This window comes from Vibrio sp. YMD68 (assembly GCF_029958905.1).
In the GTDB taxonomy this organism is placed as follows: Bacteria; Pseudomonadota; Gammaproteobacteria; order Enterobacterales; family Vibrionaceae; genus Vibrio.
Genome location: NZ_CP124614.1, coordinates 1,716,637 through 1,739,125, shown reverse-complemented (window position 1 = coordinate 1,739,125; position 22,489 = coordinate 1,716,637). Strand labels below are relative to the sequence as shown.

19 protein-coding genes are annotated in these 22,489 nt (G+C 43.4%); 5 read left to right on the top strand and 14 right to left on the bottom strand.

All coding sequences use genetic code 11. The features are described 5' to 3' along the window. Window positions 1–107 precede the first annotated feature (107 nt). The 8 genes from QF117_RS13975 to QF117_RS13940 form a co-directional block, all read right to left on the bottom strand. Window positions 108–1,316, bottom strand: coding sequence for a glycosyltransferase (locus QF117_RS13975; protein ID WP_282386264.1), 1,209 nt, complete (start codon window positions 1,314–1,316; stop codon window positions 108–110). A 152-nt stretch (window positions 1,317–1,468) separates the two neighbouring features. Beyond that, on the bottom strand, window positions 1,469–2,518 hold the full coding sequence (locus tag QF117_RS13970) for a glycosyltransferase family 4 protein (protein ID WP_282389486.1): 1,050 nt from the start codon (window positions 2,516–2,518) through the stop codon (window positions 1,469–1,471). Next, window positions 2,499–4,025 carry a sigma-54 dependent transcriptional regulator gene (locus QF117_RS13965; protein ID WP_282386263.1) on the bottom strand — a complete coding sequence of 509 codons (1,527 nt, stop codon included), beginning with the start codon at window positions 4,023–4,025 and terminating at the stop codon, window positions 2,499–2,501. The genes QF117_RS13970 and QF117_RS13965 overlap by 20 nt, the downstream gene beginning before the upstream one ends. A 101-nt stretch (window positions 4,026–4,126) precedes the next feature. Next, window positions 4,127–4,450: an Hpt domain-containing protein gene (locus QF117_RS13960; protein ID WP_282389485.1), complete on the bottom strand. Its 324-nt coding sequence runs from the start codon at window positions 4,448–4,450 to the stop codon at window positions 4,127–4,129. A 356-nt stretch (window positions 4,451–4,806) separates the two neighbouring features. Then, the gene (locus tag QF117_RS13955) at window positions 4,807–5,493 is read right to left on the bottom strand and encodes a chromosome partitioning protein ParA (RefSeq protein WP_282386261.1); all 687 of its coding nucleotides are present in this window, start codon (window positions 5,491–5,493) and stop codon (window positions 4,807–4,809) included. Then, window positions 5,493–7,568, bottom strand: a complete 2,076-nt coding sequence (locus QF117_RS13950; protein ID WP_282389484.1) for an SLBB domain-containing protein — start codon at window positions 7,566–7,568, stop codon at window positions 5,493–5,495. Before QF117_RS13950 ends, QF117_RS13955 begins: the two co-directional genes overlap by 1 nt. A 91-nt stretch (window positions 7,569–7,659) precedes the next feature. Further along, complete coding sequence (locus tag QF117_RS13945) at window positions 7,660–8,493, bottom strand: OmpA family protein (RefSeq protein ID WP_282386260.1); 834 nt, start codon at window positions 8,491–8,493, stop codon at window positions 7,660–7,662. A gap of 43 nt (window positions 8,494–8,536) precedes the next feature. After that, window positions 8,537–8,857 (bottom strand): STAS domain-containing protein, encoded by a 321-nt coding sequence (locus QF117_RS13940; RefSeq protein ID WP_282386259.1) that lies wholly within the window; start codon window positions 8,855–8,857, stop codon window positions 8,537–8,539. Between the two features lie 310 nt (window positions 8,858–9,167). On the opposite strand from QF117_RS13940, the gene QF117_RS13935 reads away from it, so the two are divergent. Further along, complete coding sequence (locus tag QF117_RS13935) at window positions 9,168–9,989, top strand: DNA ligase (protein ID WP_282389483.1); 822 nt, start codon at window positions 9,168–9,170, stop codon at window positions 9,987–9,989. A 126-nt stretch (window positions 9,990–10,115) separates the two neighbouring features. Here QF117_RS13935 and QF117_RS13930 read toward each other — a convergent pair whose 3' ends face one another. Beyond that, window positions 10,116–11,486, bottom strand: a complete 1,371-nt coding sequence (locus QF117_RS13930) for an MATE family efflux transporter (RefSeq protein ID WP_282386258.1) — start codon at window positions 11,484–11,486, stop codon at window positions 10,116–10,118. 124 nt (window positions 11,487–11,610) lie between these two features. Between QF117_RS13930 and QF117_RS13925 the strand changes: the two genes are divergently transcribed. Beyond that, window positions 11,611–12,225, top strand: coding sequence for a riboflavin synthase subunit alpha (locus QF117_RS13925; RefSeq protein WP_282386256.1), 615 nt, complete (start codon window positions 11,611–11,613; stop codon window positions 12,223–12,225). A gap of 76 nt (window positions 12,226–12,301) precedes the next feature. Here the strand turns inward: QF117_RS13925 and QF117_RS13920 are convergent, their stop codons facing one another. After that, window positions 12,302–12,505, bottom strand: coding sequence for a CPXCG motif-containing cysteine-rich protein (locus QF117_RS13920; protein WP_017033362.1), 204 nt, complete (start codon window positions 12,503–12,505; stop codon window positions 12,302–12,304). A gap of 313 nt (window positions 12,506–12,818) precedes the next feature. Here QF117_RS13920 and QF117_RS13915 point away from each other — a divergent pair, with 313 nt between their 5' ends. Further along, window positions 12,819–14,642 (top strand): ABC transporter ATP-binding protein/permease, encoded by a 1,824-nt coding sequence (locus tag QF117_RS13915; RefSeq protein ID WP_282386254.1) that lies wholly within the window; start codon window positions 12,819–12,821, stop codon window positions 14,640–14,642. 126 nt (window positions 14,643–14,768) lie between these two features. Here QF117_RS13915 and QF117_RS13910 read toward each other — a convergent pair whose 3' ends face one another. Both QF117_RS13910 and QF117_RS13905 read right to left on the bottom strand, forming a co-directional pair. Continuing rightward, window positions 14,769–17,024 carry a peptidase U32 family protein gene (locus QF117_RS13910; protein WP_282386253.1) on the bottom strand — a complete coding sequence of 752 codons (2,256 nt, stop codon included), beginning with the start codon at window positions 17,022–17,024 and terminating at the stop codon, window positions 14,769–14,771. A 300-nt stretch (window positions 17,025–17,324) separates the two neighbouring features. Further along, window positions 17,325–18,191: a fructosamine kinase family protein gene (locus tag QF117_RS13905; RefSeq protein WP_282386252.1), complete on the bottom strand. Its 867-nt coding sequence runs from the start codon at window positions 18,189–18,191 to the stop codon at window positions 17,325–17,327. Between the two features lie 370 nt (window positions 18,192–18,561). Here QF117_RS13905 and QF117_RS13900 point away from each other — a divergent pair, with 370 nt between their 5' ends. Then, window positions 18,562–18,906 carry a DUF3802 family protein gene (locus QF117_RS13900; protein WP_282386251.1) on the top strand — a complete coding sequence of 115 codons (345 nt, stop codon included), beginning with the start codon at window positions 18,562–18,564 and terminating at the stop codon, window positions 18,904–18,906. A gap of 23 nt (window positions 18,907–18,929) precedes the next feature. Here the strand turns inward: QF117_RS13900 and QF117_RS13895 are convergent, their stop codons facing one another. Next, on the bottom strand, window positions 18,930–19,457 hold the full coding sequence (locus QF117_RS13895; RefSeq protein ID WP_282386249.1) for an NlpC/P60 family protein: 528 nt from the start codon (window positions 19,455–19,457) through the stop codon (window positions 18,930–18,932). Between the two features lie 93 nt (window positions 19,458–19,550). On the opposite strand from QF117_RS13895, the gene QF117_RS13890 reads away from it, so the two are divergent. Then, a complete protein-coding gene (locus tag QF117_RS13890; RefSeq protein ID WP_282386247.1) occupies window positions 19,551–21,593 on the top strand; it encodes a methyl-accepting chemotaxis protein in 2,043 nt (680 codons plus the stop codon). 92 nt (window positions 21,594–21,685) lie between these two features. On the opposite strand, the gene QF117_RS13885 is transcribed toward QF117_RS13890, so the two are convergent. Next, entirely contained in the window at window positions 21,686–22,474 is a 789-nt protein-coding gene (locus tag QF117_RS13885; protein WP_282386245.1) for a sterol desaturase family protein, read from the bottom strand. Between the last annotated feature and the right edge of the window lie 15 nt (window positions 22,475–22,489).

The window sequence follows — 22,489 nt, the reverse complement described above, 5'->3', positions numbered from 1 at the left end:
TCGCCTTTGTGATTACGCTCTTTTTATAAAGCGTTTAGTGCGTCAAATAACATTTTCATTTCATGCGTGTTTGTCTATTTATATTCTGTCTATTTCTCATCACGTTATTATGCAAAACGATCCGCTAGAAAGGTCTTGATTGGGTTGAGCGATACCAAACTAGGAGTGACGAGATCGACCGTGTCTTCCGTATTGTCGGCCATCGCTTTTGTGTATATCTTCTCGATCGCCCTAACATTTTGAACAGCGGTATGGTTTTTCAAAATATGTTCTTTAGCATGAAGTCCAATGGCCTGTGCACTTTTTGGGTTTTTAACCACCGCTCGCATCGCATTCAGTATTGGGCACGTACCACTGGTGTTTTTATAGAAAATCGCGGTTTTTTTATGTTCTAGTATTTCAGGAACACCCCCTTCATAAGGTGCGATGATAGGCAGCCCAGCAAGAGCTGCTTCAGCAATCGCAAGACTGAATGCCTCCTTACGAGCGCCACTGACAAAGGCATTGCCACCTTTCAACCAACTTTGTACGTAACGTTGCTCGCCAACAAAATGAACATTATCCGACAGGTATAAATAATCAGTTTGTTGCTCTAATTGCTCTCTTTGAGGCCCATTACCAATCACAACCAGGTGAACGTGTGGGTATTCCATAACCAAGTGACGCATCGCTAGAAGTAGGCGGTCCACGCCTTTTCGGTGGACGAGAGAACACACGGTGACAAAGGTAAAGGCATCATCACCAATATCAAGTTGGGCTTTTATGTCTACCGCGCCTTGTTTTTCAAGCCGATCCACATCGATTCCGTTAGGAACAATGGATAGCCGCGCTTGCGGGTAACCTTCTTTGATGAGCTGGTGTGTGATGGATTTGCTGACCGCAATGATTCTAGGCGAGTGATGGAGACCTAATGTGATACGTTCGCGTGCAGAATAGTCAGAGTGTAATTGAGTGATCATTGGCGTCTTCGTTACTTTGGCAACCGTATACATCCACTGACAAGGCGCACCGCTGTTTACATGGATTAAATCAATATTAGCTTTGGCGATGTAGGCTTTTGCGTATTTAACTTGAGTCAACCACTGACGAATGTTGAACCGTGGGCTTGACCAGCCAAGCAGAATTGAAAAAGGCTCCAGTTCAGTATGAATAGCCATCTGGCGCATTTTGTCGTGAAGCAAAGGGCTGTTCGTCAAAATAAATGGCGTAAAACGAGCACGATCCATGTTCGCGATGATACCAAGCAGACTGTTTTCATTGCCTTTATGGTCATCGTTTCCGCAATGAACAAAGAGTATGTTTTTTGCAAGTTTCATATTCGGCCCCTTATCTCAGCGAGAAGTCACTTTTTCTCTTACAAGGGGTTAATGCAATTGAGGTGCCATAAAGAGCAAGAAGCTATGCTATTGATATATAAACGTATTTTATCTGAGAGTGTTGTGTGGATTCGTATTTCTCAATTTGAGAATCATATTTGATAAATGGCTAATATCTGAGGGAGAACGCTGCGGGTTGAGTACTGCTCGGCTACTTTTTGTCTCGCGGCCACCTTCATAGATGCTCTTTCGGACTCGCTCTTTGAGATCCACAATGTTAAGTACTGGTTGAGTTCGGCCTCGTTATCCGTTATGAACCCATTGGTATCGTGTTCAATCAGTTTATTCAAGTCTCCCACATCGGTGCAAAGAATAGGTATACCTCGGGCCATGGCTTCTAGCGCGGCCATGGGCAAGCCTTCATATCGAGATGGAATCACTAGAAGTTCGATGTTTTGCCAAATCGAATCCATGTTGGTCTGGTGTCCGTGAAAGATAAGGTTAGCGGGTGCACGACTTTTTAGCTCGGTTTCCATCGGGCCGCTGCCATAACAATGAAATTTATATTGAGGGTTTCGATAGGACAGTTCTAAAAAGCGATCGGGTGCTTTTTCAATACTCATCCGTCCTACAAAAGCGATTTCAGAGCCCTTAGATTGGGATGCATTGGCCGTATCGATAAAGTTATTGAGAGTAAAAGAGGGGGTTGGGATTTTTTTCTTTATTAAATCACTGACTGATAAGCAGGCGTGAGAGAACATCGAGGTGTACCGATCAACAAAGTCATAGACTTTCACTCGACCCTTTGGTGTTTCCCCTGCGTGATAAGTAGAGATGTGTCTGAATGATACTTTTGGAGTGGTCAATCGCGCCAGTCGACTGTAGATACTTGCTTTGTAACCATGAGCGTGAATAAGAATAGGTTTGTGAAACACTATTGCGGACGTTAATGATTGGAATGTACTGCGTGCAGGAAAGGCGTTATTTAAGTAAAAAAAAGGTATTGAGGCTTGCTCTAGTTTTTCAGAGAGAAGAGCAGGTTGCCCATAATGGGCAACAAACACCACGGTAACGTTAACGTTGAATACCTTTAATCCTTTGGCGAGTTCAAAAACATGGGTTTCGATCCCGCCAAATGTCAGGCTGTCGATGACAAGCCAAACCTTATTGTCTCCATGTGGATCAGGCGGTGCTGTGTTCATCATCCGATTCCCACGCTTGCTTCTTGCGATACACCGTAGACGGGCTTAGCTCTAACAGTACGGCCGCATTTAGGACGTTTCCATCGCAGTAATCTATCGCATTTTGTATGGTCTCGCGTTCGATTTGCCACATAGGTCTGATGGCGGATGGTTTAGACGCAGTCGGTGCCTTAGCGTCCTGAGCAGGCGAGGGCATGGATACTGGATCTAAAGTGGCTGCTCCCGCCTCTTGTCTAGGGGGTGAAGCGTCTTTAAGTGCTTGTTTAGCGTGTTGCTCCGCTGTTTGTTGATAAGTTGCTAATTGTTTAGCTGACGATGATTTAGTCGCCGATTGTTTAGACGCCAAAATTTGAGCGGGAAGATGAGCAACGGATAACTTAGCTTCGTCATTCAAGACAACAATATTACGGATGATATTTTGCAACTGCCTAACATTTCCCGGCCACTGATATTTTTTAAGCAGCTGTTCCGCATCTTTGTTGATACCAGTAAACTTTTTACGGTCTTCCTTCGCATAGGCTTTCAGGAAATGGTTGGCGAGGATAACGATGTCATTTTCACGCTCACGCAAAGGCGGCATTTCAATCGGGACGACATGCACTCGGTAGTAAAGATCTTCCCTGAATCGCCCCTCCTCAACTTCAAGAAGTGGGTCCCGATTCGTTGCACATAAGATCCGTACGTTAACTTTGACCTCCTTAGTCGCACCGAGCGGAGTAAATGTGCCTGTTTGCAAAAAGCGCAAGAGCTTCTTTTGCATGTCCAAGTCCATTTCGCACAACTCATCAAGAAACAGTGTGCCGCCATCTGCCAGTGAAGCCGCACCTTTTCTATCGCTTGTCGCTCCGGTAAAGGCGCCTTTAACATGGCCGAAGACTTCACTTTCCATCAAGTCTTTAGGTATTGCACCACAGTTAATAGCGACAAAAGGCATTTTTGCGCGTTGGCTTTCTTTATGAATCGCTTCTGCGCACACTTCTTTCCCAGTACCGCTTTCACCATGAATAAAAACACTTGCCGTGGTGGGGGCAACGGAGTCAATAATTTTGTAAACCGCTTGCATGGAAAGGCATCCACCCAAGAAGCCGTGGAATCGGTTACGATCGAATCTTGCTTCAATGTTTTCAACAAGGTGTTCAAGCTTTGCCTGCTTCAAGTGCAGTGAAATGGACGTTTTTAAACGATCGGCTTTAATGGGTTTTTCTAGAAAATCTTTCGCCCCTTTCTGAATCAGACCGACGGCAATATCAACGGAACCATGAGCCGTTGCTATGACAGCAGAGGTTTGAATTTGCTTTTCACCAATCCAGTCCAGGATATCTTCACCGGACATATCGGGAAGTTTTAAATCCAAAATAATAAGCTCTGGCACGTTACGTTCTATAAACGCGATGGCTTCTTTACCTGTTTCAACATGAAATAGGTCATAAGGTTCATCTTTGACGTATTGCTTATAAAGCACAGCAAGCGATGTTGAATCTTCTACGAGTAGTACTTTGGGTCTCATCGGCTACGTCCTTTTAACTAATATAGAGATACACTTTATAGGATGAACACATCTATAAGTTGAACAATGAATAAGGGTAATCAAACTCGTCGTTTAGTAATTTAAGCGTCTACAAACCCTAAACCTTTTCTCATGACCAAGGCGTCAATAGAATGTTTAGCCAACGACAGCAGCAGTGGAATTCGATCGAGCGCAACGTCAAATTGCTTTTGTAAGCACTGCTTTTCTATCTCTCTAGCCAACTCTGCAAGCGTGCGGTTACCCAGGGCGAGAGCCGCACTGCCTAAAGTGTGTGTTTCAAATTCAAGCTGTTCCATATTGTTGCTGTTCATTGCCTCGGTGATGTTGCTCAACCGAATTGCTGATTCTTCAACATAATGATCGATTAAGATGGGGATGACGTCAGCACTGGTGTCAGCAATCATTTGATTCAATATCGATTCATCAACGTACTTAGAGATAGAGTCGGGTAGTTCACTTGATACGCTCAATGGTTAATTTCTCTCTGGTTAGCATTCATTTATTCATTATTAAAATGATAGTCCAGTATGAAAAAAATTCTGATATTTTGGCAATGCAGAGGTGAATGAATTGCGATTATGTGATGTGAATAAGCTCAATTTATCAATAAGCTGCGATAGATTGCGCGTATTCACGCATAACAATAGTGTTGAGTAAGAAGTAAGAAGTAAGAAGTGAGGAGGGAGAAGCGAAAAAGGAAAGCCAAACTATTCTAGATTAAACCTAAATAAGGGTTGAATCGTTAGAGTGATGATTAAAGCTAGGCTGATAATGACAAAAACTCGTTGCGACTCAACCAAAGCTCTAGCTTGATTTTCAGTTTTTTAGGGAAGAAAGGAATGCGCCTTAGCTCGCGAATCATTTCGGCACTTAAAGTGGGTTGATCCATCACATTTAGGATCGTGCCAAGCAAATGGATTTGATCGCTGCTTAAGAGTTCGATCGCTTTTTTAATATGAGATGAAGTGGTACATCCTCCTTTAACTACCAGAATCGTTTTGTCACAGGCGCTGGCGACACTTTGCGCGGGTATATTGCCACGGTTAATTTGTAGTAGCGGAGAGGTATCGATGATCACTCGGTCAAATTGGCCCTGCCATTTTTGTACTGCGTGGCTCATAAATGTGGGATCTTTATACGCGAGTTGAGTGGATTGGTCGCTTGGTATCGCGACACCGGTAAACAATCGATGGCTGTCGACATGTTCTATTAACTGCGTATTCCCTTCTGGGCTTATGGTGAGTTCTTTGAAAGCGGGGTTAAACATGTTTAAGTCGACCAATAATGCGTTATGGCCTGCTAGCATGTATCTTTCAGTCAAAGCACTCGCTACCGAAGTGACGCCATCTAGCGATTGGCAAGCGGTGATGCACAGTGATTTGCACCCAGAAAGTTCAGCAGACAAGTAGATTTGTTCAATTTCAGCATGGGTCGCAGGAATAGCCATTAGAGCGCTCCTATTAGTACAATCGTCGTGGTTAAGCGAAGGATATCGGTTAGACCTATACGTGCCTTTTCCATGAAACTTTCACTCTGGTCTGGGATGAAGATGGTGTCACCAGCACGCAAAACAGGAAGATGTCTTATATTGGCGGTACGGCTGAATTCAATCAGATCAAATGTTCTTGCCTGTCCCTGACAGCAAGACATATTGACGACAGAAATCTTTTCAACATAAGCGTTATCACTTGGACCGCCAGCTTCTGCAAGGATATCTAAGATGGTCATGTTGTCGTCAAAAACATAGCGACCGGGTTTATTGACCGCACCCAGCACACGTACGGTGGACTCTTTTGAACGGTCTAACCAATTTTTGTTTTTTTCTGGGATATAAATGGTATCGCCCATGGTCACGGTCGGTAATAAGTTTTCGTCACCCGTTTCAAAATAGAGTGATAAGTTGAGCTTACTCACTTTGGAGTAGGTTTTGTCTCGGTGCGTGACTCTAATATTATGGATATCGGCTTCTTTTGTTGGGCCATCTGCGGCAGCCAGTATGTCGAGAAAATGCATTTCTTTAGTGAATCTAAAGCGTCCAGGCGTGTTCACCTGACCAAAAATATAGATAGAAGCGTCTGAGCTTTGACGTACCCATTGTGATTTATTGTCAGAAGGATCTTGTGGCAAATCATGAATACGGACTATCGAACCGGCGGAGATGGAAGGCAGTTCATTCGGTTTTGCACCATTTAAAATGAATGCGTCTAAATCAAAGACCACTAATTTCTTCTCTGCATCGATAACCTCAATCTTTGTGGTGTCGGCTCGAAGTGTCGGACCGCCTACATGGGAAAGTAAGTCCATCAAATTCATTTCGTCCGACCATTCGATGCGGCCGGGTCTGACGACTTGCCCCATCACATTGACGGCTCGGTTTGGTGACACCTTTAGCCACGATTTCTCGTTCATATCGGTTTTTTCAGGAACGAAAATCGCGTCCCCCGGCTCTATAGCGGGTGGCTTAGATCCTTGAAGACCTTCTGTGTAGGCAGTCAGATCAAATGGAATGACTTGCCCACTGGCTTTAATCACACGAATTTGACGGGATTCTGCAAATCGAGTTGGCCCCCCCGCGTTAGCCAAAATATCCATAAAGGTTGCGCCTAACTTACCTTCAAAAGCGCCAGGAGAAGCCACTTCACCCATGATGTAAACGGTATTTGCGCCGGATTTGATCTCTTCTTCTTGCTTAGGAACAAAAACAGTTGAGCCTGGGTTAAGTTTAGGGAGCAGGGTAGCGTCGCCGCTATCAAGGTAACGCTTTAGATTAAACAGCTCTGGGGTATTGTTGGTAATGATCCGAATTTGCTCAACACTCGCATAACGTGTTACACCGCCAGAGCGCATCAAAATATCAACCAAATCAGTGCCTTCCTTAAACGAGAAAGAACCAGGTGCATTCACTTCTCCAAAAACCTTGATCGCACTGCGTCCGTCGGCACTGTCACCTGAATCGGCCAGTTTAGCAGGGTCAAACTCTTGTTCGATATTACTGACTAGTGGTGAGGCAGGAACAAACAGTGTATCGAGAGATTGCAGGGTTGGAAGCTGTTGTTCATCACCGGAATCTAAAAATGCTTTGTAGTTGAATGTCTGTTTTTCCCCACCACGTTTAAGCAACATGTTATTGAGCTGGGCACCCGAACGAAGTCCTCCTGCTGCGTACAGTGCCATTTGAATATCGGCGCTTTTCGCAAGAGTGTATTCACCTGGAGAATTCACGTACCCTTGAACTGAGATGAGAATTTGTTGCTCTGAAATGTAGACATCGGCATTTGATAAATCTCTGAATACGGATTCTAACGCCCCTAAGACAGCGTTCTCTAATTGCTGCTCATCGTAACCCACAACATAAAGGGCACCGACTTCAGGTAGGGTAATTCTTCCGCGTTTGTTCACTTGAAAGCCCCTATTCAAGGTGCTTTCACCAGGGAGATTCACCTGGATGAGATCGCCCACTTGTACGATTTCTTTTGACGATACTTCTTCTGTCGCCCAGGCAGTAGTCAGACTCAATGCCATTACCAGAGTGAGGAATACGATAAATAAACGCTTAAACTTAAATTTCAATTCTGATTTAAACGTCAGCCTAAGCGTAAACAAAAACATAAGGTTAATCATACAATCCTCCGTGTGACGCTGTCACCGAGTGGTCGAGTGTCGATATGATTTCGATGCTCACACGTCGATTGGTAAGCATAACCGCCTGACTTTCACCTTCAAATAGGGGCAGTTGAGCACCAAGAGAGTGTGTCGTGATCCTGTTTGGTGCTAAACCAAAAATGGTAAGGTAGCGTTTGACTTGCTTTGCTCGGCCCATAGCAAGCTTTTCATTGTCGATGTCGTTCCCCTGAGCATCAGCATGGCCGGTCACAGAGAGCTTCAAGTCTTGATTTTCGAGCAGAATATTGGCGGCTTTCGCTAAATGTCCCATGTATTTAGGATTGATCTCTACCGAATTTTTAGCGAATTGATTATCGACGTTTAAAATCTCGAACAGCTGATCAATAACCACAAGTTGCTGGTCCAGTTTGAACTGACTCGAAGGGGGGGAGCATCTTGTCTCTGAAGTGACATAATCGAGTTGCAACTCCAGTTCATTCAATCGTTTTCTTTGTATTACCAGGTCGTTTGCCGCGTCAAGAAGTAACCCTCCTTCTAATTCGCGAGCAATTCGATTCTGTTTTTCTGTCGCTTGTACGACCGCGGAGGGAAAACACCACTTGGCTCCTTGTCTGATTAACGAATCCAGTTGAAGTTTAGCTAATTGCCAGTCAAATCTTAGCCCATGCTCTGGGCCCAGTGGCTCATTTGGCATGATGGGAGAAAACTCGGATGCGGCATAATCTTCAGCTAAGCCTCCACGACCTTCCTCTGGATAGCTAGTGCATCCAAACAAAACCGTTAAGGATGCAATCAAAGCTATTGAGTTATGAAATCCCTTCATCGCCAACGTCCTTTTATTATAAGTATTATTAGTATAGTTGCATTTAGTGAGTATTTTTGTTTACCGGTATAGCTTGCCCGATACGCAGCAAATTAATAATTTCTAGAGGTTGTCCCGTAACATTCTCGATGCGCATGAAACGCTCTCGTTCAATCAAACGTTTATACAAATAAACCAGTGCGCCAACTCCTGACGAGTCGAGAAATGCGACGTTGCGAAAATCGAGCTCTATCTCACTATGGCGATCATGAGTAATGACTTGATCGATATGTGGCAGCGCATCTTTGCTTCCCTCTGCGTCTAGGTTGCCCATAATTTCTAATGTCAGAATTGTGTCACTTGCTTCAATAGTTCGTAGTTCCATGATGAGTACTCCTGTTTGGTTTATTTCTATAGAGCAGATTCTGTGCCATCAATTAATGCCTGATATATCATACGGTTAGCTGATTCTTGTGGGGGTCTGTCAAAATGAAAATTGTTGATTCTCATTTTGAGAATCAAAATATAAGCACGGGTCACAACCCACAGATAGTGTGAACTGTATGGAAAAGTGAGTGAAATGTTATGAGCCTGCTCGCATTGGCGCGAGTAAGGTTAACTTGGTTAGTTATTCTCTGGAAGAATACATTAACTCAATAGACGAGGAGTGTTTCGTGCGGTTATCGGTAATTTCAATAGGAATCTGTCTTGCGTTTAGCTACCCAAGTTATGCTGAGCTTACGTATGACATGGGTGTAATGAATGCACACAGTTATCAATCAGGAATCAATATAGCGGAGTACTGGCAAAGTGAAAAGTTAGACGGTATTCGAGCGATATGGACAGGAAAGGCGCTGTTAACCAGAAAGGGCAACCCAATTAATGCTCCAGATTGGTTCACCGAAGCGTTACCCAATTTTGCGCTAGAAGGGGAGCTTTGGGCGGGACGTGGCAATTTTCATCTTGTTCAACAAACGGTTCTAGACAAAGTACCTTCCGATTCTGCATGGGAGAGAATCGATTACATGCTGTTTGATATGCCTCAGTCTGCCGGTGATTATCAGAAACGGTATTACAATATTTTACACTGGCTTGAACATAACAACGCCCCTCACCTCAAATACGTAGAACACAAGCCGATTGCATCAGAGGAAGAGCTGTTTCGACATTTAGACAATGTCAGTAGCGACAACGGCGAGGGTATTATGCTGCGTAAAGTGACGAGCCGTTATCAAGCAGGTCGAAGTAATGACATGCTTAAGTTGAAAAAGCATGAGGATACGGAAGCATTAGTGATTGGGTATAAGCTTGGAGAGGGTAAATACAAAGGGTTGATGGGTTCGTTGCGGGTCAGGCTTGAATCGGGGGCTGAGTTTAATATTGGTAGCGGGTTTACTGATGAACAAAGACGCCACCCACCCAAAATAGGTTCGACGATCACGTTTCGATATAATGGATGGACACAAAATGGGATTCCAAAGTTTGCTCGTTATTTACGTGAGCGTAAACTTTTTTAATAGTCAGGTTACATCCATAACCTGACTATGAGATTAACCCACCAGATCACTGAGCCGTGTGAGTTCGTGCTACTACCCGGATATATGGCAAGCAATGGCACTTGTCTTTACGATTTAGCCGAAACATTACTTAGCAGCAAAGGCCAATTGATCTTCTTCACTTTGCTTGTGCATCCATTGAAGCCTAACGCCTAACATTAGGGCCGCCGAGGAAAGACCGATAATGAAGCCTACCCAAAAACCGTGAGCTCCCATAGGTTCAACAATCCAATCGGTCATCCCCAGTATGTAGCCGATGGGTAACCCCAGTATCCAATACGCAATGAATGTACGATTGAATATCGCTGTCATGTCTTTGTATCCCCGAAGGGCGCCCGCCGCCACCACTTGAATTGAATCGGTGCACTGGTAAACAGCTGCGAACATTAAAAGCTGCATTGCAATCGTGATTACCGCTTTGTTATCAGTATACAAATAAGCAATATTCTCTTTAAACACGACGGTTAGCGCCGCGGTCAATACAGCCAATACCAGTCCGACAATAATGCCCACGCGAGATGCGATCATCGCACCTTCGATGTTTTTCTGCCCCAACATATGACCCACTCGGATACTCACCGCAGCGCCAATACTCATGGGTAACATAAACACCAGTGAAGAGAAGTTTATAGCGACTTGATGGGCTGCCACCACGAGGGCGCCTAACGGGGCGACTAAAAGTGCAACAACAGCAAACAGAGTGACCTCAAAGAACATCGCGGCCGCAACAGGAAAACCAAGTTTAAATAAGCGAACTAGTGCTTTCGGTTGTGGTCGATAAAATTGGTCAAATAACGGTATGTGGGCAAGGCGTTTTGATGTCACAACATAGAAAAGTAACATCGCGAGCATTAACCAGTACACGATAGCGGTGGCGACGCCACAGCCCACACCGCCTAATGCAGGTGCGCCAAATTTACCGTACACAAAGATCCAGTTAAGTGGAATGTTAACTAATAGCCCGATAAAACCAATCACCATCGCTGGTTTGGTGAGTGCTAATCCATCAGTGTAGCTGCGCAGAGCTTGAAAAAGCAGGAAAGCGGGCACCGCAAAGATCACCGCAAACATATACCCGTTCGTTTTTTCAGCCATTAACGCATCGACATTCATCATGTCCAAAATCCGTTGAGTCTGCATGAGAACAATAATAATGGGCACAGAAATAAGCAGCGCCATAGCGATCCCTTGATGGATTTCAAAAGGAATCTTGTTTTGACGCCCCGAACCATTGAGTTGCGCGACAATTGGCACAAGCGCCATAAGCAGACCAATACCAAATAGTATAGAGGGTAGCCAGATACTTGAGGCAATAGACACGGCGGCCATATCTGTCGCGCTGACGCCACCGGCCATGATGGTGTCAACGAAACCCATTCCAGTTTGCGCGATAGAAGCAATGAAGACGGGCGTAGCAAGCTTAACGAGGTTAGAGGCCTCTAATTTGTAACGATGCACAGGAACTCCAAAGAAAGGAGGAAAGAAAAAGAGTCCACCGATAAAAAATCATCAATAATGGTGTTGTCGGGCATGATAAAGAAATGTCACACTAAGCTCCATAAAAAACTCATGGAATTTAACTATGTTTACTGGAATTGTCCAAGGCACAGCACGTGTTGTTTCAATTGATAAAAAAGAAGACTTTCAAAGCCATACTCTTTCACTTGCTGAAGAACTCAGCTTCGGCCTTGCTATTGGTGCGTCCGTTGCTCATAACGGTTGTTGTTTAACGGTGACTTCAATAAACGGTGATTTGGTGACATTCGATTTGATGCAAGCCACATTGAAACTGACCAACCTTGGCGAGATCAGCGAAGGTGATGAAGTGAACATTGAGAGAGCAGCCAAATTTGGTGATGAAATTGGTGGCCACTCAATGTCTGGGCACATCGCTTTTACTGCAACCATAGATCAAGTGATCGACACGCCCAATAATAGAACACTGTGGTTTTGCGTCGATAAACCTGCCATGAAATATATCTTGGAAAAGGGTTACATTGGTTTAGATGGTTGTTCATTAACGATTGGCGAAGTCGAGGTAGAGGAAGCGCGGTTTAACGTGCATCTGATTCCAGAGACGTTAGAGCGAACCTTGTTTGGGATTCGTAAAGCGGGCGATAGAATTAACGTTGAAGTTGATCCACAAACACAAGCCATTGTGGATACCGTGGAACGTGTGCTTGCTCAGCGCGTCTAGGGCGAAACAAAAGAAGCACCCTTTAAGAGTGCTTCTTTTACCGAAGAAAGTTCGTTAGCTATTCGTTAACGATTTACTAACTAAAGGGTTCGTCTTCAATACTCGCGATCAAGCTAACCTGTTGCTGGCTGTGGTCGATATGCATATTTAAGTGGATAGAACGGTGACAAAACGGGCAATCATCGTAAAACTCTTGGCTTTCACTAGAAGCGTCGAGCGTGACTCCAATTGTATGATCACAATTAGGACAAGTGATATTTTTCTCTGTATAAATTCTCATTGCGTACTCCGTGACATCTATGCAATAAAACGATTTTAATGGCCGAAGTTAGTAATGGTCGTGAATTAAGTGGAAAGTTTGAGTTACACCATAAAAACACATCGAACAGTGTATTGCTCATTGATTTCTATAAATACAATTTACCAGTAAACAAGAGGGTTATTTCATCAGGAAATCCTTATTTGGTCAATTATGAGTTTGACGAATGCTTTTTTGGGGTTTTGCTCTAGGTATGCTTTGTCCAACTCCTGAGCATCAGGTAGTCTAAGGTTATTAATATCCACTGTGTGAGTGGTGAACTTTAAGGTAAACGATGCAATCGAAACATAAAAACAACCCACCTCCACTCAATCTGTCGCCAGTAAGTGAACAAAAAGAGCAGGGGAAGAACAATAAAAATCTGAGCATTTTGTTTAACCTCGTCGAGTTCGTTAAACCCTACAAGGTCAGTGTTATTGCGGCGCTTCTCGCGCTTATGTTTACTGCATCGTTGACACTGTCGGTGGGTCATGGCGTCAGAATGTTAATTGATGAAGGATTTTCTCAGCGATCCATTGACGATCTTGGTCGCGCCATTCAATTTATTCTTGTGGTGACCGTTCTTATCTCTGTGGGTACATTTTTCCGGTTCTACCTCGTCTCCTCAGTGGGGGAACGCGTGAGTGCAGATATTAGACTCGCTGTGTTCAATCATGTCATCACTTTGCATCCCAGCTACTTTGAAACCCATGGCAGTGGGGACATTATGTCTCGCATCACTACCGACACCACACTGCTACAAAGTATTATCGGCTCCTCGTTTTCTATGGCGATGCGCAGTGCGCTCATGTGCATTGGCGCTGTGGTTATGCTTTTTGCAACCAACATAAAACTGACCCTAATCGTATTAACGTCGGTGCCGTTTATCATCGTGCCCATCTTAGTGTACGGCCGCAGAGTCAGAGCGTTGTCGAGAAAGAGCCAAGACTCGATGGCGGACGTAGGCAGCTACGCTGGTGAAGCCATTGAACATATCAAAACCGTTCAAAGCTACAGCCACGAAGAGCAAGAAAAGAAAGCGTTCTCGATTGAAGTGGAAAAAGCATTTGAAATTGGTCGCCAACGAGTAAAACAGCGCGCTATCTTAATTTCAGGCGTTATTGTGATTGTATTCAGTGCGATCGCAGGAATGCTCTGGGTAGGTGGAAGTGATGTTATCAGTGGTAATATGTCGGCGGGGGATCTCGGGGCTTTTGTCTTTTATGCCATTATGGTTGCCTCATCTCTGGGGACAATCTCAGAAGTGCTAGGCGAACTCCAAAGGGCCGCGGGCGCAACAGAAAGGTTGATAGAACTGCTTCAAGTGGAAAGCAATATCGTCGCGCCAAATCATAAAACAAGGAAACCGACTGGCTTATCAGCCGAAGTAGTATTCGATAATGTCACTTTTTACTACCCGTCAAGACCTGACCAAGCCGCCACCGATAACCTTGTTCTCAGAGCAGAAGAAGGTAAAGTTTTAGCGCTTGTGGGGCCATCAGGAGCGGGTAAAACGACGCTGTTTGAGCTTCTTCAACGGTTTTACGATCCACAGAACGGTCTGGTTACTCTTGGCGGTATCGACCTGCGAGAGTTTGATCCTTATGAGTTACGTCAACAAATGGCAATGGTTCCTCAACAGCCAGCGTTATTTAGCCATGATGTTTTTCATAATATTCGTTACGGCAACCCGGATGCCACTGATGAACAAGTGATCGACGCGGCTAAAAAAGCTCATGCACATGAATTTATTATGAAGTTGCCGCAGGGGTATCAAAGCTTTCTTGGTGAGAGAGGTGTACGTTTATCTGGTGGACAAAAACAGCGGATTGCCATTGCGCGTGCGATCCTAAAAGATCCTACCATTCTATTGCTAGACGAGGCGACGAGCGCACTAGACAGTGAAAGCGAGCATCATGTACAACAAGCGCTGAAAGAGTTGATGCATGGAAGAACGACGCTCATTATTGCTCATCGATTATCGACAATTAAGCATGCCGACCAAATAGCGGTGCTAGACCAAGGACGATTAGTCAATGTTGGGGATCACCAATCATTACTAAACAGCTGTGAGTTGTATCAACGGTTGGTCGAGTTACAGTTCAAGCAGATGTCTTAGTGGAAAGAAACTCAAGCTAGAATGTAAAAAAGAATCAGCATCTGTGACCTTGTAAATAATTCTGTTTGCTATGAAAAAGGCCGCTAAACTAGCGGCCTTTTAACGAATAACGAATCGCTTATTTCATTATAAACCTTGAACGTATTGGTCGTTGGTTCTTATCGTAACGAGCTGTTCTAGATTCTGTTGAGAGCCGTTAACGCCATTGATCAAGCCTTCAAAGTGCTTAATCAATTCAGCCTTATCCTGTACTTCTTTAGAGCCTGCACCAATGTTGGTTAAATCAATGAAGAATTCATCAAACAGATCCGAAAAATCAGTCACAGCTTCATGATTTAGAAACTGCTCGTGGTTGTAGATGCTCGGGTAGCCACCTTTTTGCTTATCAACAGCAAATGAAATGCCTTTCACATTAGTAATTGTTGTCGCTTTCTCACACTTCAGCATACAGCCCGCTTCGATACTCGGTTTGTTACAGCCAACGGTTCTTTGGAAAAAGCACTGGCGGCTTGTCATCATAAGAATAGGGTGGTAAATGCTGTAGAACAGTTTGAAGTTCTCTGGGCGGGTGATATGACGTATCTGGCCTTTATTTATCTCGTTTGAAATAAACGCACCGGCACAGTTTAGCTCTTCTTTAAGGGTGACTAACGCGTGTGAGTTGGTCGTATTCATGAATGGCCCAGCCACCCATTCAATGCCCATTTCATAGGCTTTATAGGCAATGCCGGTATTGTTAGTGACGATACGCTTAGGTTTAACTTCTTCTAAGATACGCACGGCTTCATCGTAATCTTTACCAATCAATACCGCTGGGAACCAAGGAATCAAACGAGGATTTTCCGCCAAAATATCGATGTATTTATTGCAGCGTTTTTTAAAGCTCTCGGGTAATTTATAGTAAACATCCGCATCAGTAATATCACAGAGGTGAAGATCGGCGACATCAGCAATTAACATTGAAAGCGTTGGCGTTTCGTTCACTTTAGGGTGCTTTTCAAGCGCAGGAACATCGACATGCTTAATGACATCGACAGAACCATTCAAAATGAAATCTATTTCTTCTTTCAGCGCTGAAATTTCTTTCAATGGAATACTGAGTCCTTCCTCCATACGAGAAAAATCATACTGAGCCAATGTATGTACAGGGCTTTTTAGCGCTTTAAAACGTTTGGTCAATAGCTCTTGAGTAATGGCTTTTTCACCGGCAACCGAGAGAGTGGAAGGGGACTTAACGGTAAATGTTTCGTCTTTTGAAATAACAGAGACAGTTAGCGGCTGTCCCAGTTTTGCGTCAAATGAAAGCGTAACCTGTGTCTTGGAAATATCGAGAAATTGAATTTTCTCTCGCATCTCTGCACCGATTTCATTTTTTGATGTATAGAGGTTGTCTGTTACTTCTTGAATTTGTACAACGGAGATCGATTCGTTTTCCGATGTCGCTTTGTCGACCGCATAATTCACGCTGTTGTCACGTGGATTATCAATAAACATGTCTTTCGTTAGGTTACCTTTGAGGAACGAGTTCGTGAAATCACGATTAAACACTTTGTGCAGGTTAGCGTCATCTTCAATCAATAGACCTTTTTCGACGAAACTATCGATCTGTTTACGCCAAGTATCGACAACGGTATACACATAATGCGCGCCTTTGATGCGCCCTTCAACTTTGAGCGAATCCACTTTTGCGTCAACCAGTTCAGGAAGATCGTAGTAGGCAGAGTTGTCTTTTAGGTTGAGCGGATACTTATTACCGGCATCGGTAATTTCATATTCATCACGACATGCCTGGCTACAACGGCCACGATTTCCGGAATTACCAACACTAACAGAACTTGAATAACATTGACCCGAAAATGCAATACACAAAGCGCCGTGTACAAAGACTTCCGTCAAGACATCGTGATCATGAGCGACTTCAGTGAGCATTTTAATTTCAGGAAGGTTGAGTTCTCGAGAGAGATTCACGCGTGTTGCCCCAATTTTGGCTAAGAATTTGATTTGACCTTCGTTATGGGTCGTCAACTGGGTAGAGGCATGCACATCTAATGATGGAAAGTGCTTTTTAACTAAGTCAAATAACCCTAAATCTTGAACAATAATACCGTCCAGTTTGGTATTGACTAGCTGGTTAAGCAGTTTGCTAATGCTTTTAATTTCGTGTTCTAACAGCACGATATTCAATGTCAGAAAAACTTCGCAGCCATATTGGTGAGCTAACCGTATAACACCATTCAATTCATCAAGTGATAGGTTTGATGCTCGATTTCGCGCGTTAAACGTATTTAAACCACAATAGACTGCATTCGCACCTGCCACGATAGCTGCCTTTATTGCTTCTACGTCACCGCCAGGGGCTAATAATTCAATTTTTCTGCTCATTTGAAACCGCTCAGTGTTTTTAACTTATAATTTTTTGAGCGCGTATTCTAACGAGATCACTTGTTCATTACCACAACTCTCGCTTTCGTTGACTTGCGTCATATTAAATCACTAAGAAATAACGTTGCGCTTTAACAAACTAAACAAATGGTAAAGTGGAAAATCTATGGAGGGGTGCCTGTATTTCATTATGCAAACCACACTACTTCCGGGTGTTATACCCACTGGCTATTTTAAAAGTAGTGACCGGTCTGCCTATTTTTGTGTTGTTGGAGAGTTCAAATCGTGCATAAAGATTCGCTAATAACTATTTATATTGTTTATCAAACCTTCTGCCTCGGCGAGGTAGTGCCCGCCAAATAAATTGTAGTGGTTCAGAATATGATACAGGTTATAAATATCTTTTCTTTCTCCATAGCCAAAATCTAGGGGTAATATGCTTTCGTAACCATTATAGAATTCAGGCTGAAACCCACCAAATAACTCAGTCATGGCAATATCGCATTCGCGATCGCCCCAGTAGCAAGACGAATCATAACAAATTGGGCCAAACGCAGAATTGGCGACATTACTGTGCCATAGATCGCCATGAAGTAATGATGGGCGAGGGTGATGATTGGACAGTAGATCTGACACTCGTTCAGTAAATTCTGCGATATTAACCAGCTCTATGCCTTTCTCTCTGAGAAGTTGAAGTTGCCAGCCAATACGTTGTTCGGCAAAAAAACGATGCCATTTACGATCCCATTTGTTTGGTTGTAATGTCGTGCCAATGTAATTATCTTGATCAAACCCAAACTCTTTCTGCTCACCCCATGAATGAAGCTGCGCAAGTTGAACGCCAAACTTATAACTCTGTTTATCATCCTCAAGTGGCTTAGTGGCTAAATAATTAAATACGATAAAAGAATGATCTTTGCTGGTGCCGGTCAAGATAATCTCAGGGATAGAGACGGTAGAAGTGCTACGCAGGAGATTAAGGTTGTCAGCTTCAATGAGATACTTGTCAATGAAGCTTCTCGTATTCGACTTTACAAAATAACGTTGCTCACCGTCACTTATCATGTAGCAATCACTGATGTCACCACCATTCATTTTTGCGCGCTCGGTGATCGTATAATTGAACATAAGTGCTTCAGAGAGTTGTTGAGTCAATGCTTGCCACATAATAAAAACCTTCGGATAAGTACTTATTTACATTAAGTTTAGGACAAAATTTTTCGATTACCTGCTCAAGAGTTGACACAAAGCGAGAATTTACGCCCTTTTTTTTGTTAAAACGTGGAAGTGTGACCTTAATCAAGCGCAGCTAGCATTATCGAGTTCTCTATTTTTGAATATCAAAGGACAACAAACAAAGTTATGCCGTCAATACGGACGTCAATAACGAATGAAAGACTCGTTTCTTTGGCAGCGATGTGATCAGTAAACTATAAAGTGAGCTCTAAGGCATAATCAGGTTGTTAAAGTGCGTATACTTGTCTTAATATTAATGAGAACCTATTCTCAAGTATTGCAGTAACTAGGAGATTTAAGTGTGGTTGTAGAAACCGATGGATATTTAGCCTTAATTGAACATTTAGCATTGAACCTAGATGTGTTTACATCTGTAGACGGTGATACTGGTGCTGAGAGTATTGAAGATGTCGTGACTGACATGGTTTCAAGCAACATTATGGCCATTTTTGAACAAAATCCAGAGCTGCATTCCAGTGTACGCTTTAAGTTATTAAAAGAAGCGGATTCCGTTGTTGAGGATTTGGGAGAGGTATTAGCAGGAGCCTGGACTAAACCTGCAACCAATGAACAGATCACCTTCCTTGACGAATACATTGCCCTGGTGAAAAACCTGTTCGATGTCGCAGTGGCGACCTACGATTAATTTCTCATTTCAAACATACCTAATCAATTGACTATAGGCGGGTGTTCTACTCGCCTAAAGTGCCAAAATTTAGATGCCCAATAGGGGTTATCAACTCTAGAGATAATCACGCCTTTTGATGTGGAAGCATGCAAAAATTGACGGTTTCCCAGGTAAACACCAACATGGCGAGTGGTTCTCGACGTTCTAAAAAATATTAAATCGCCCACTTCCGCTTCGTCATAGCCCACCTTTGTGCCTAGCTTACTTTGATGAAGTGTCGTCCTTGGAAGTCTAACATTCAAAGCATCTTGGTAAGCGATTTGCACAAATGCAGAGCAGTCAATGCCTTGAAATGACGTGCCTCCCAATCGGTACGGCACACCTTCCCAGCGACTAAATACAGCCATAAATGATTGCTTAACCTTTTTATCGTAGGCAGATAAGGACGGAGAGCCGGATACAGAACTTGAAGGCCCACTTGCGGGTTTCGAAGGACCAGATGTATTTGTACAACCGGTCAAAACGCCTATGCCGATAATGATGATTGCAGTGATCTTTAGTTTAGTCATTTGACATCTTATTGAAATATCGTTGAAATTTATTTGTCATGAGAGACAACTAGCATAGCGGATAACGTGTTCGTCAAAGTAGCTAGTAAAAACATGAACAAAAAAAGAAACACATCATTTTCTCTATCGTTAGTTCAAACCATCAGTGCGGTATTCATCTGCATTTTACTCTTAATTGTTGCACTGTCATTTATTACCATAAAAAGTGTTGATCGAGTTGGCCATGAGTTCAGTGCTTTATCGGAAAAAGCGCTGCCGTTAGCGATCAATAATGCCAAGTTGACTCAAACCATTCTCGAACAAGTGAAACGTATAAGCTATGCCACACAGGGAACAACGGTGGAAGCTCTTAACGAGAACACAATAAACATTAATGCGTTAATGAAGAAAAGTAACCTGTTATTGAATAATGTCAGTCAGTTTTCCGATGGGTTTACGACGCGTGAAGAAAAAGAAGAAAACTCCCGTCTGCTAACGACACTTAAAAATAGCCTACAAAAATTAAACGCTTCAACCATTTCTATACTCGATACCCAGAAAAGCTTACTTGAACAACAAAGCACAATCGATGACCAAGTGGGAGCATTTCGTTATGGGCTCAGTTCCATTGGCCCAGAGATGAATCGTATTGCTTCCTTTCTAAGCAACAGTAATCCGGAGTCCTCTGACGCTGCTAATCGGTTTATCGCCAGCGCTAGCTCTTTAGAAAGTACATTTTTGATGCTGATGATGCAGGTAGACTTAGAAAAAGCGGCAGAGCAATATCAAGAAATGAGAAGCCGAATCGCAGGAATCAATCTTGCCTATGATGACTTCAAGGATTGGCATCCAGATATCGAAGAGTTTGCAAGCTTGACCACTCCTTACACTATGGTGAACGATGGGTTTAAACAGCAAGGAATTTTGAAAAATATCATGACTAAATTGTCATTGTCGACCAGCCAAAAAACTCAGATAGCCGAAGTGGTGCACCTTGGAAATACGACGGTAGTTGCACTTGAAGCCATTTCTCAAACGGCCTTGTCACTGATTGAACAGCGAGAATTTGCGGTTAACGAAACGATCATTTCAACGTACAGCCGCCTGACCATGATTGGGACGACGATTGCCTTAATTATTGTTACATTTGGTCTTGGTTTAAGACGCTGGCTAAATACTAGCCTCAAAAACATCACCATTCACCTTAACCGTTTAAGTGATCATGACTTTTCATCGAGTGTTCCGATTATCGGCCCGAGTGAATTTCAGGAAGTATCAAAGAAACTCAATACTGTCATTGAATCAACGAGTCGGTCTATTTCTACCGTTACCCATAACTGCGAAACTTTGTATAAAACAGCCGAGATTAGCCATAACGCGGCAGAAAGCTCAAATGCGACCTTGATTGAGCAAAATACGTCATTAGAGAGCATGATCACGACAGTTAATGAACTTGAGGCTTCAATTAGTCAAATATCCTCGATCACCCACCAATCTTATCAGGATTCATGTCAAGCCTCAGAACACTCTCAGCGAGGTTTGGACGTCGTTGAAACCAATCGACAACGACTAGAACAGTTAGAAGAAACACTCAATGCGAATGAAGATTCAATGGTCGAACTTGACCATCGAGTCAAGCAGATACGCGAAATGGTAGAGATGATCTCGGCCATTGCGGATAATACGAATCTATTGGCGTTGAACGCTGCCATTGAAGCCGCACGGGCAGGGGAACAAGGAAGAGGATTTGCCGTGGTTGCTGATGAGGTAAGGCAATTGGCGAGCGGAACCTCACAACAGACGAAAAATATCAGAGTCAAAATGAACCAATTGATCGCTGCTGCTGATAAATCTCGTGTGGCGGTTGAGCATTCTCGTGTAGAAATGGTGTCAGCATTAGCGTCAAGTGTGGAAGTAAAGGCGACATTTTCCGATATAGAACGAGCGGTCAATCAAATTCAAACAAGGGTAGAGCAAATTACTGTTGCTACCGAAGAACAAGAGCGCGCGACCAAAGAAGTGAGTCAATCCATTGCTCTTGTTTCTAAGCAAGGTGACCAAACGAAATATCAGCTACAATCAATGGTCGAAAGCTCAGAACAAGTGGCAACGATTGCGGGGCATCAGCAAACCATGCTCCACAAATATTCACTGTAAATTCATCACAGATGAAATCTGAGTTTATTCAGTGCTTAGTCAGTTAAGTGCTTAGTTAGCTAATTGTTTAGTGAGTTCAGTGCTTAGTTAACTCAACGCTGACGAAAAGGTTGAGTTAACATTTTGTCCAACCATTGCTCTCTTGTTGAGCGAAATACGGGTAAGCCTATGGTCATCTGGTCGTGACCTTGCGTCGGTTGGGCGATATACGTGTTAAACAGTTTATCCCAAATCGATAAAAAAAATCCGAAGTTAGAATGCGTTTCTCGTGTGATGATAGAATGATGCACACGGTGCATATCGGGAGTCACTATCCACTTTCTTAGCAACGAATCTATTCTAGGGTGAAGTCGAGCATTGCTGTGGTTAAACATGGCACTGCCGTTGAGCAACACCTCAAAAATGATCACAGCGCTTGCTGGAATCCCCACAATTATGACGATACCTATCTTGATGAGCATCGAAAGAATGATTTCAATGGGGTGAAAACGAGCGCCTGTCGTCATATCGATGTCTTGGTCTGCATGGTGTACCTGATGCAATCGCCAAAGAAGAGGAACCTTGTGAAAAACCGCGTGTTGACAATAAATCGCGAGATCCAGCAGCAATACTGAAACAATAATCGTAAGTAAAGCAGGCATCGAGGGTTGGTTAAATAGCCCAATTTCGTTGATTGTCGCGTATTGGGCGGCTTGGTAAGCGACAACAGGAAAGAGCACAGCGAGAAGTACGCTGCTTAAAGAAACCAGTCCAATATTATTTAGCCATCGAACACCTTTACTTTGCGTTAGACGCTTACGCGGTAACACCCACTCCCAAATTGCGCACAACATGAAAATGGAGACAAAAAATATCAGTCGGATTGACTCTGGATTATTCATAACAACTTCCTTTGA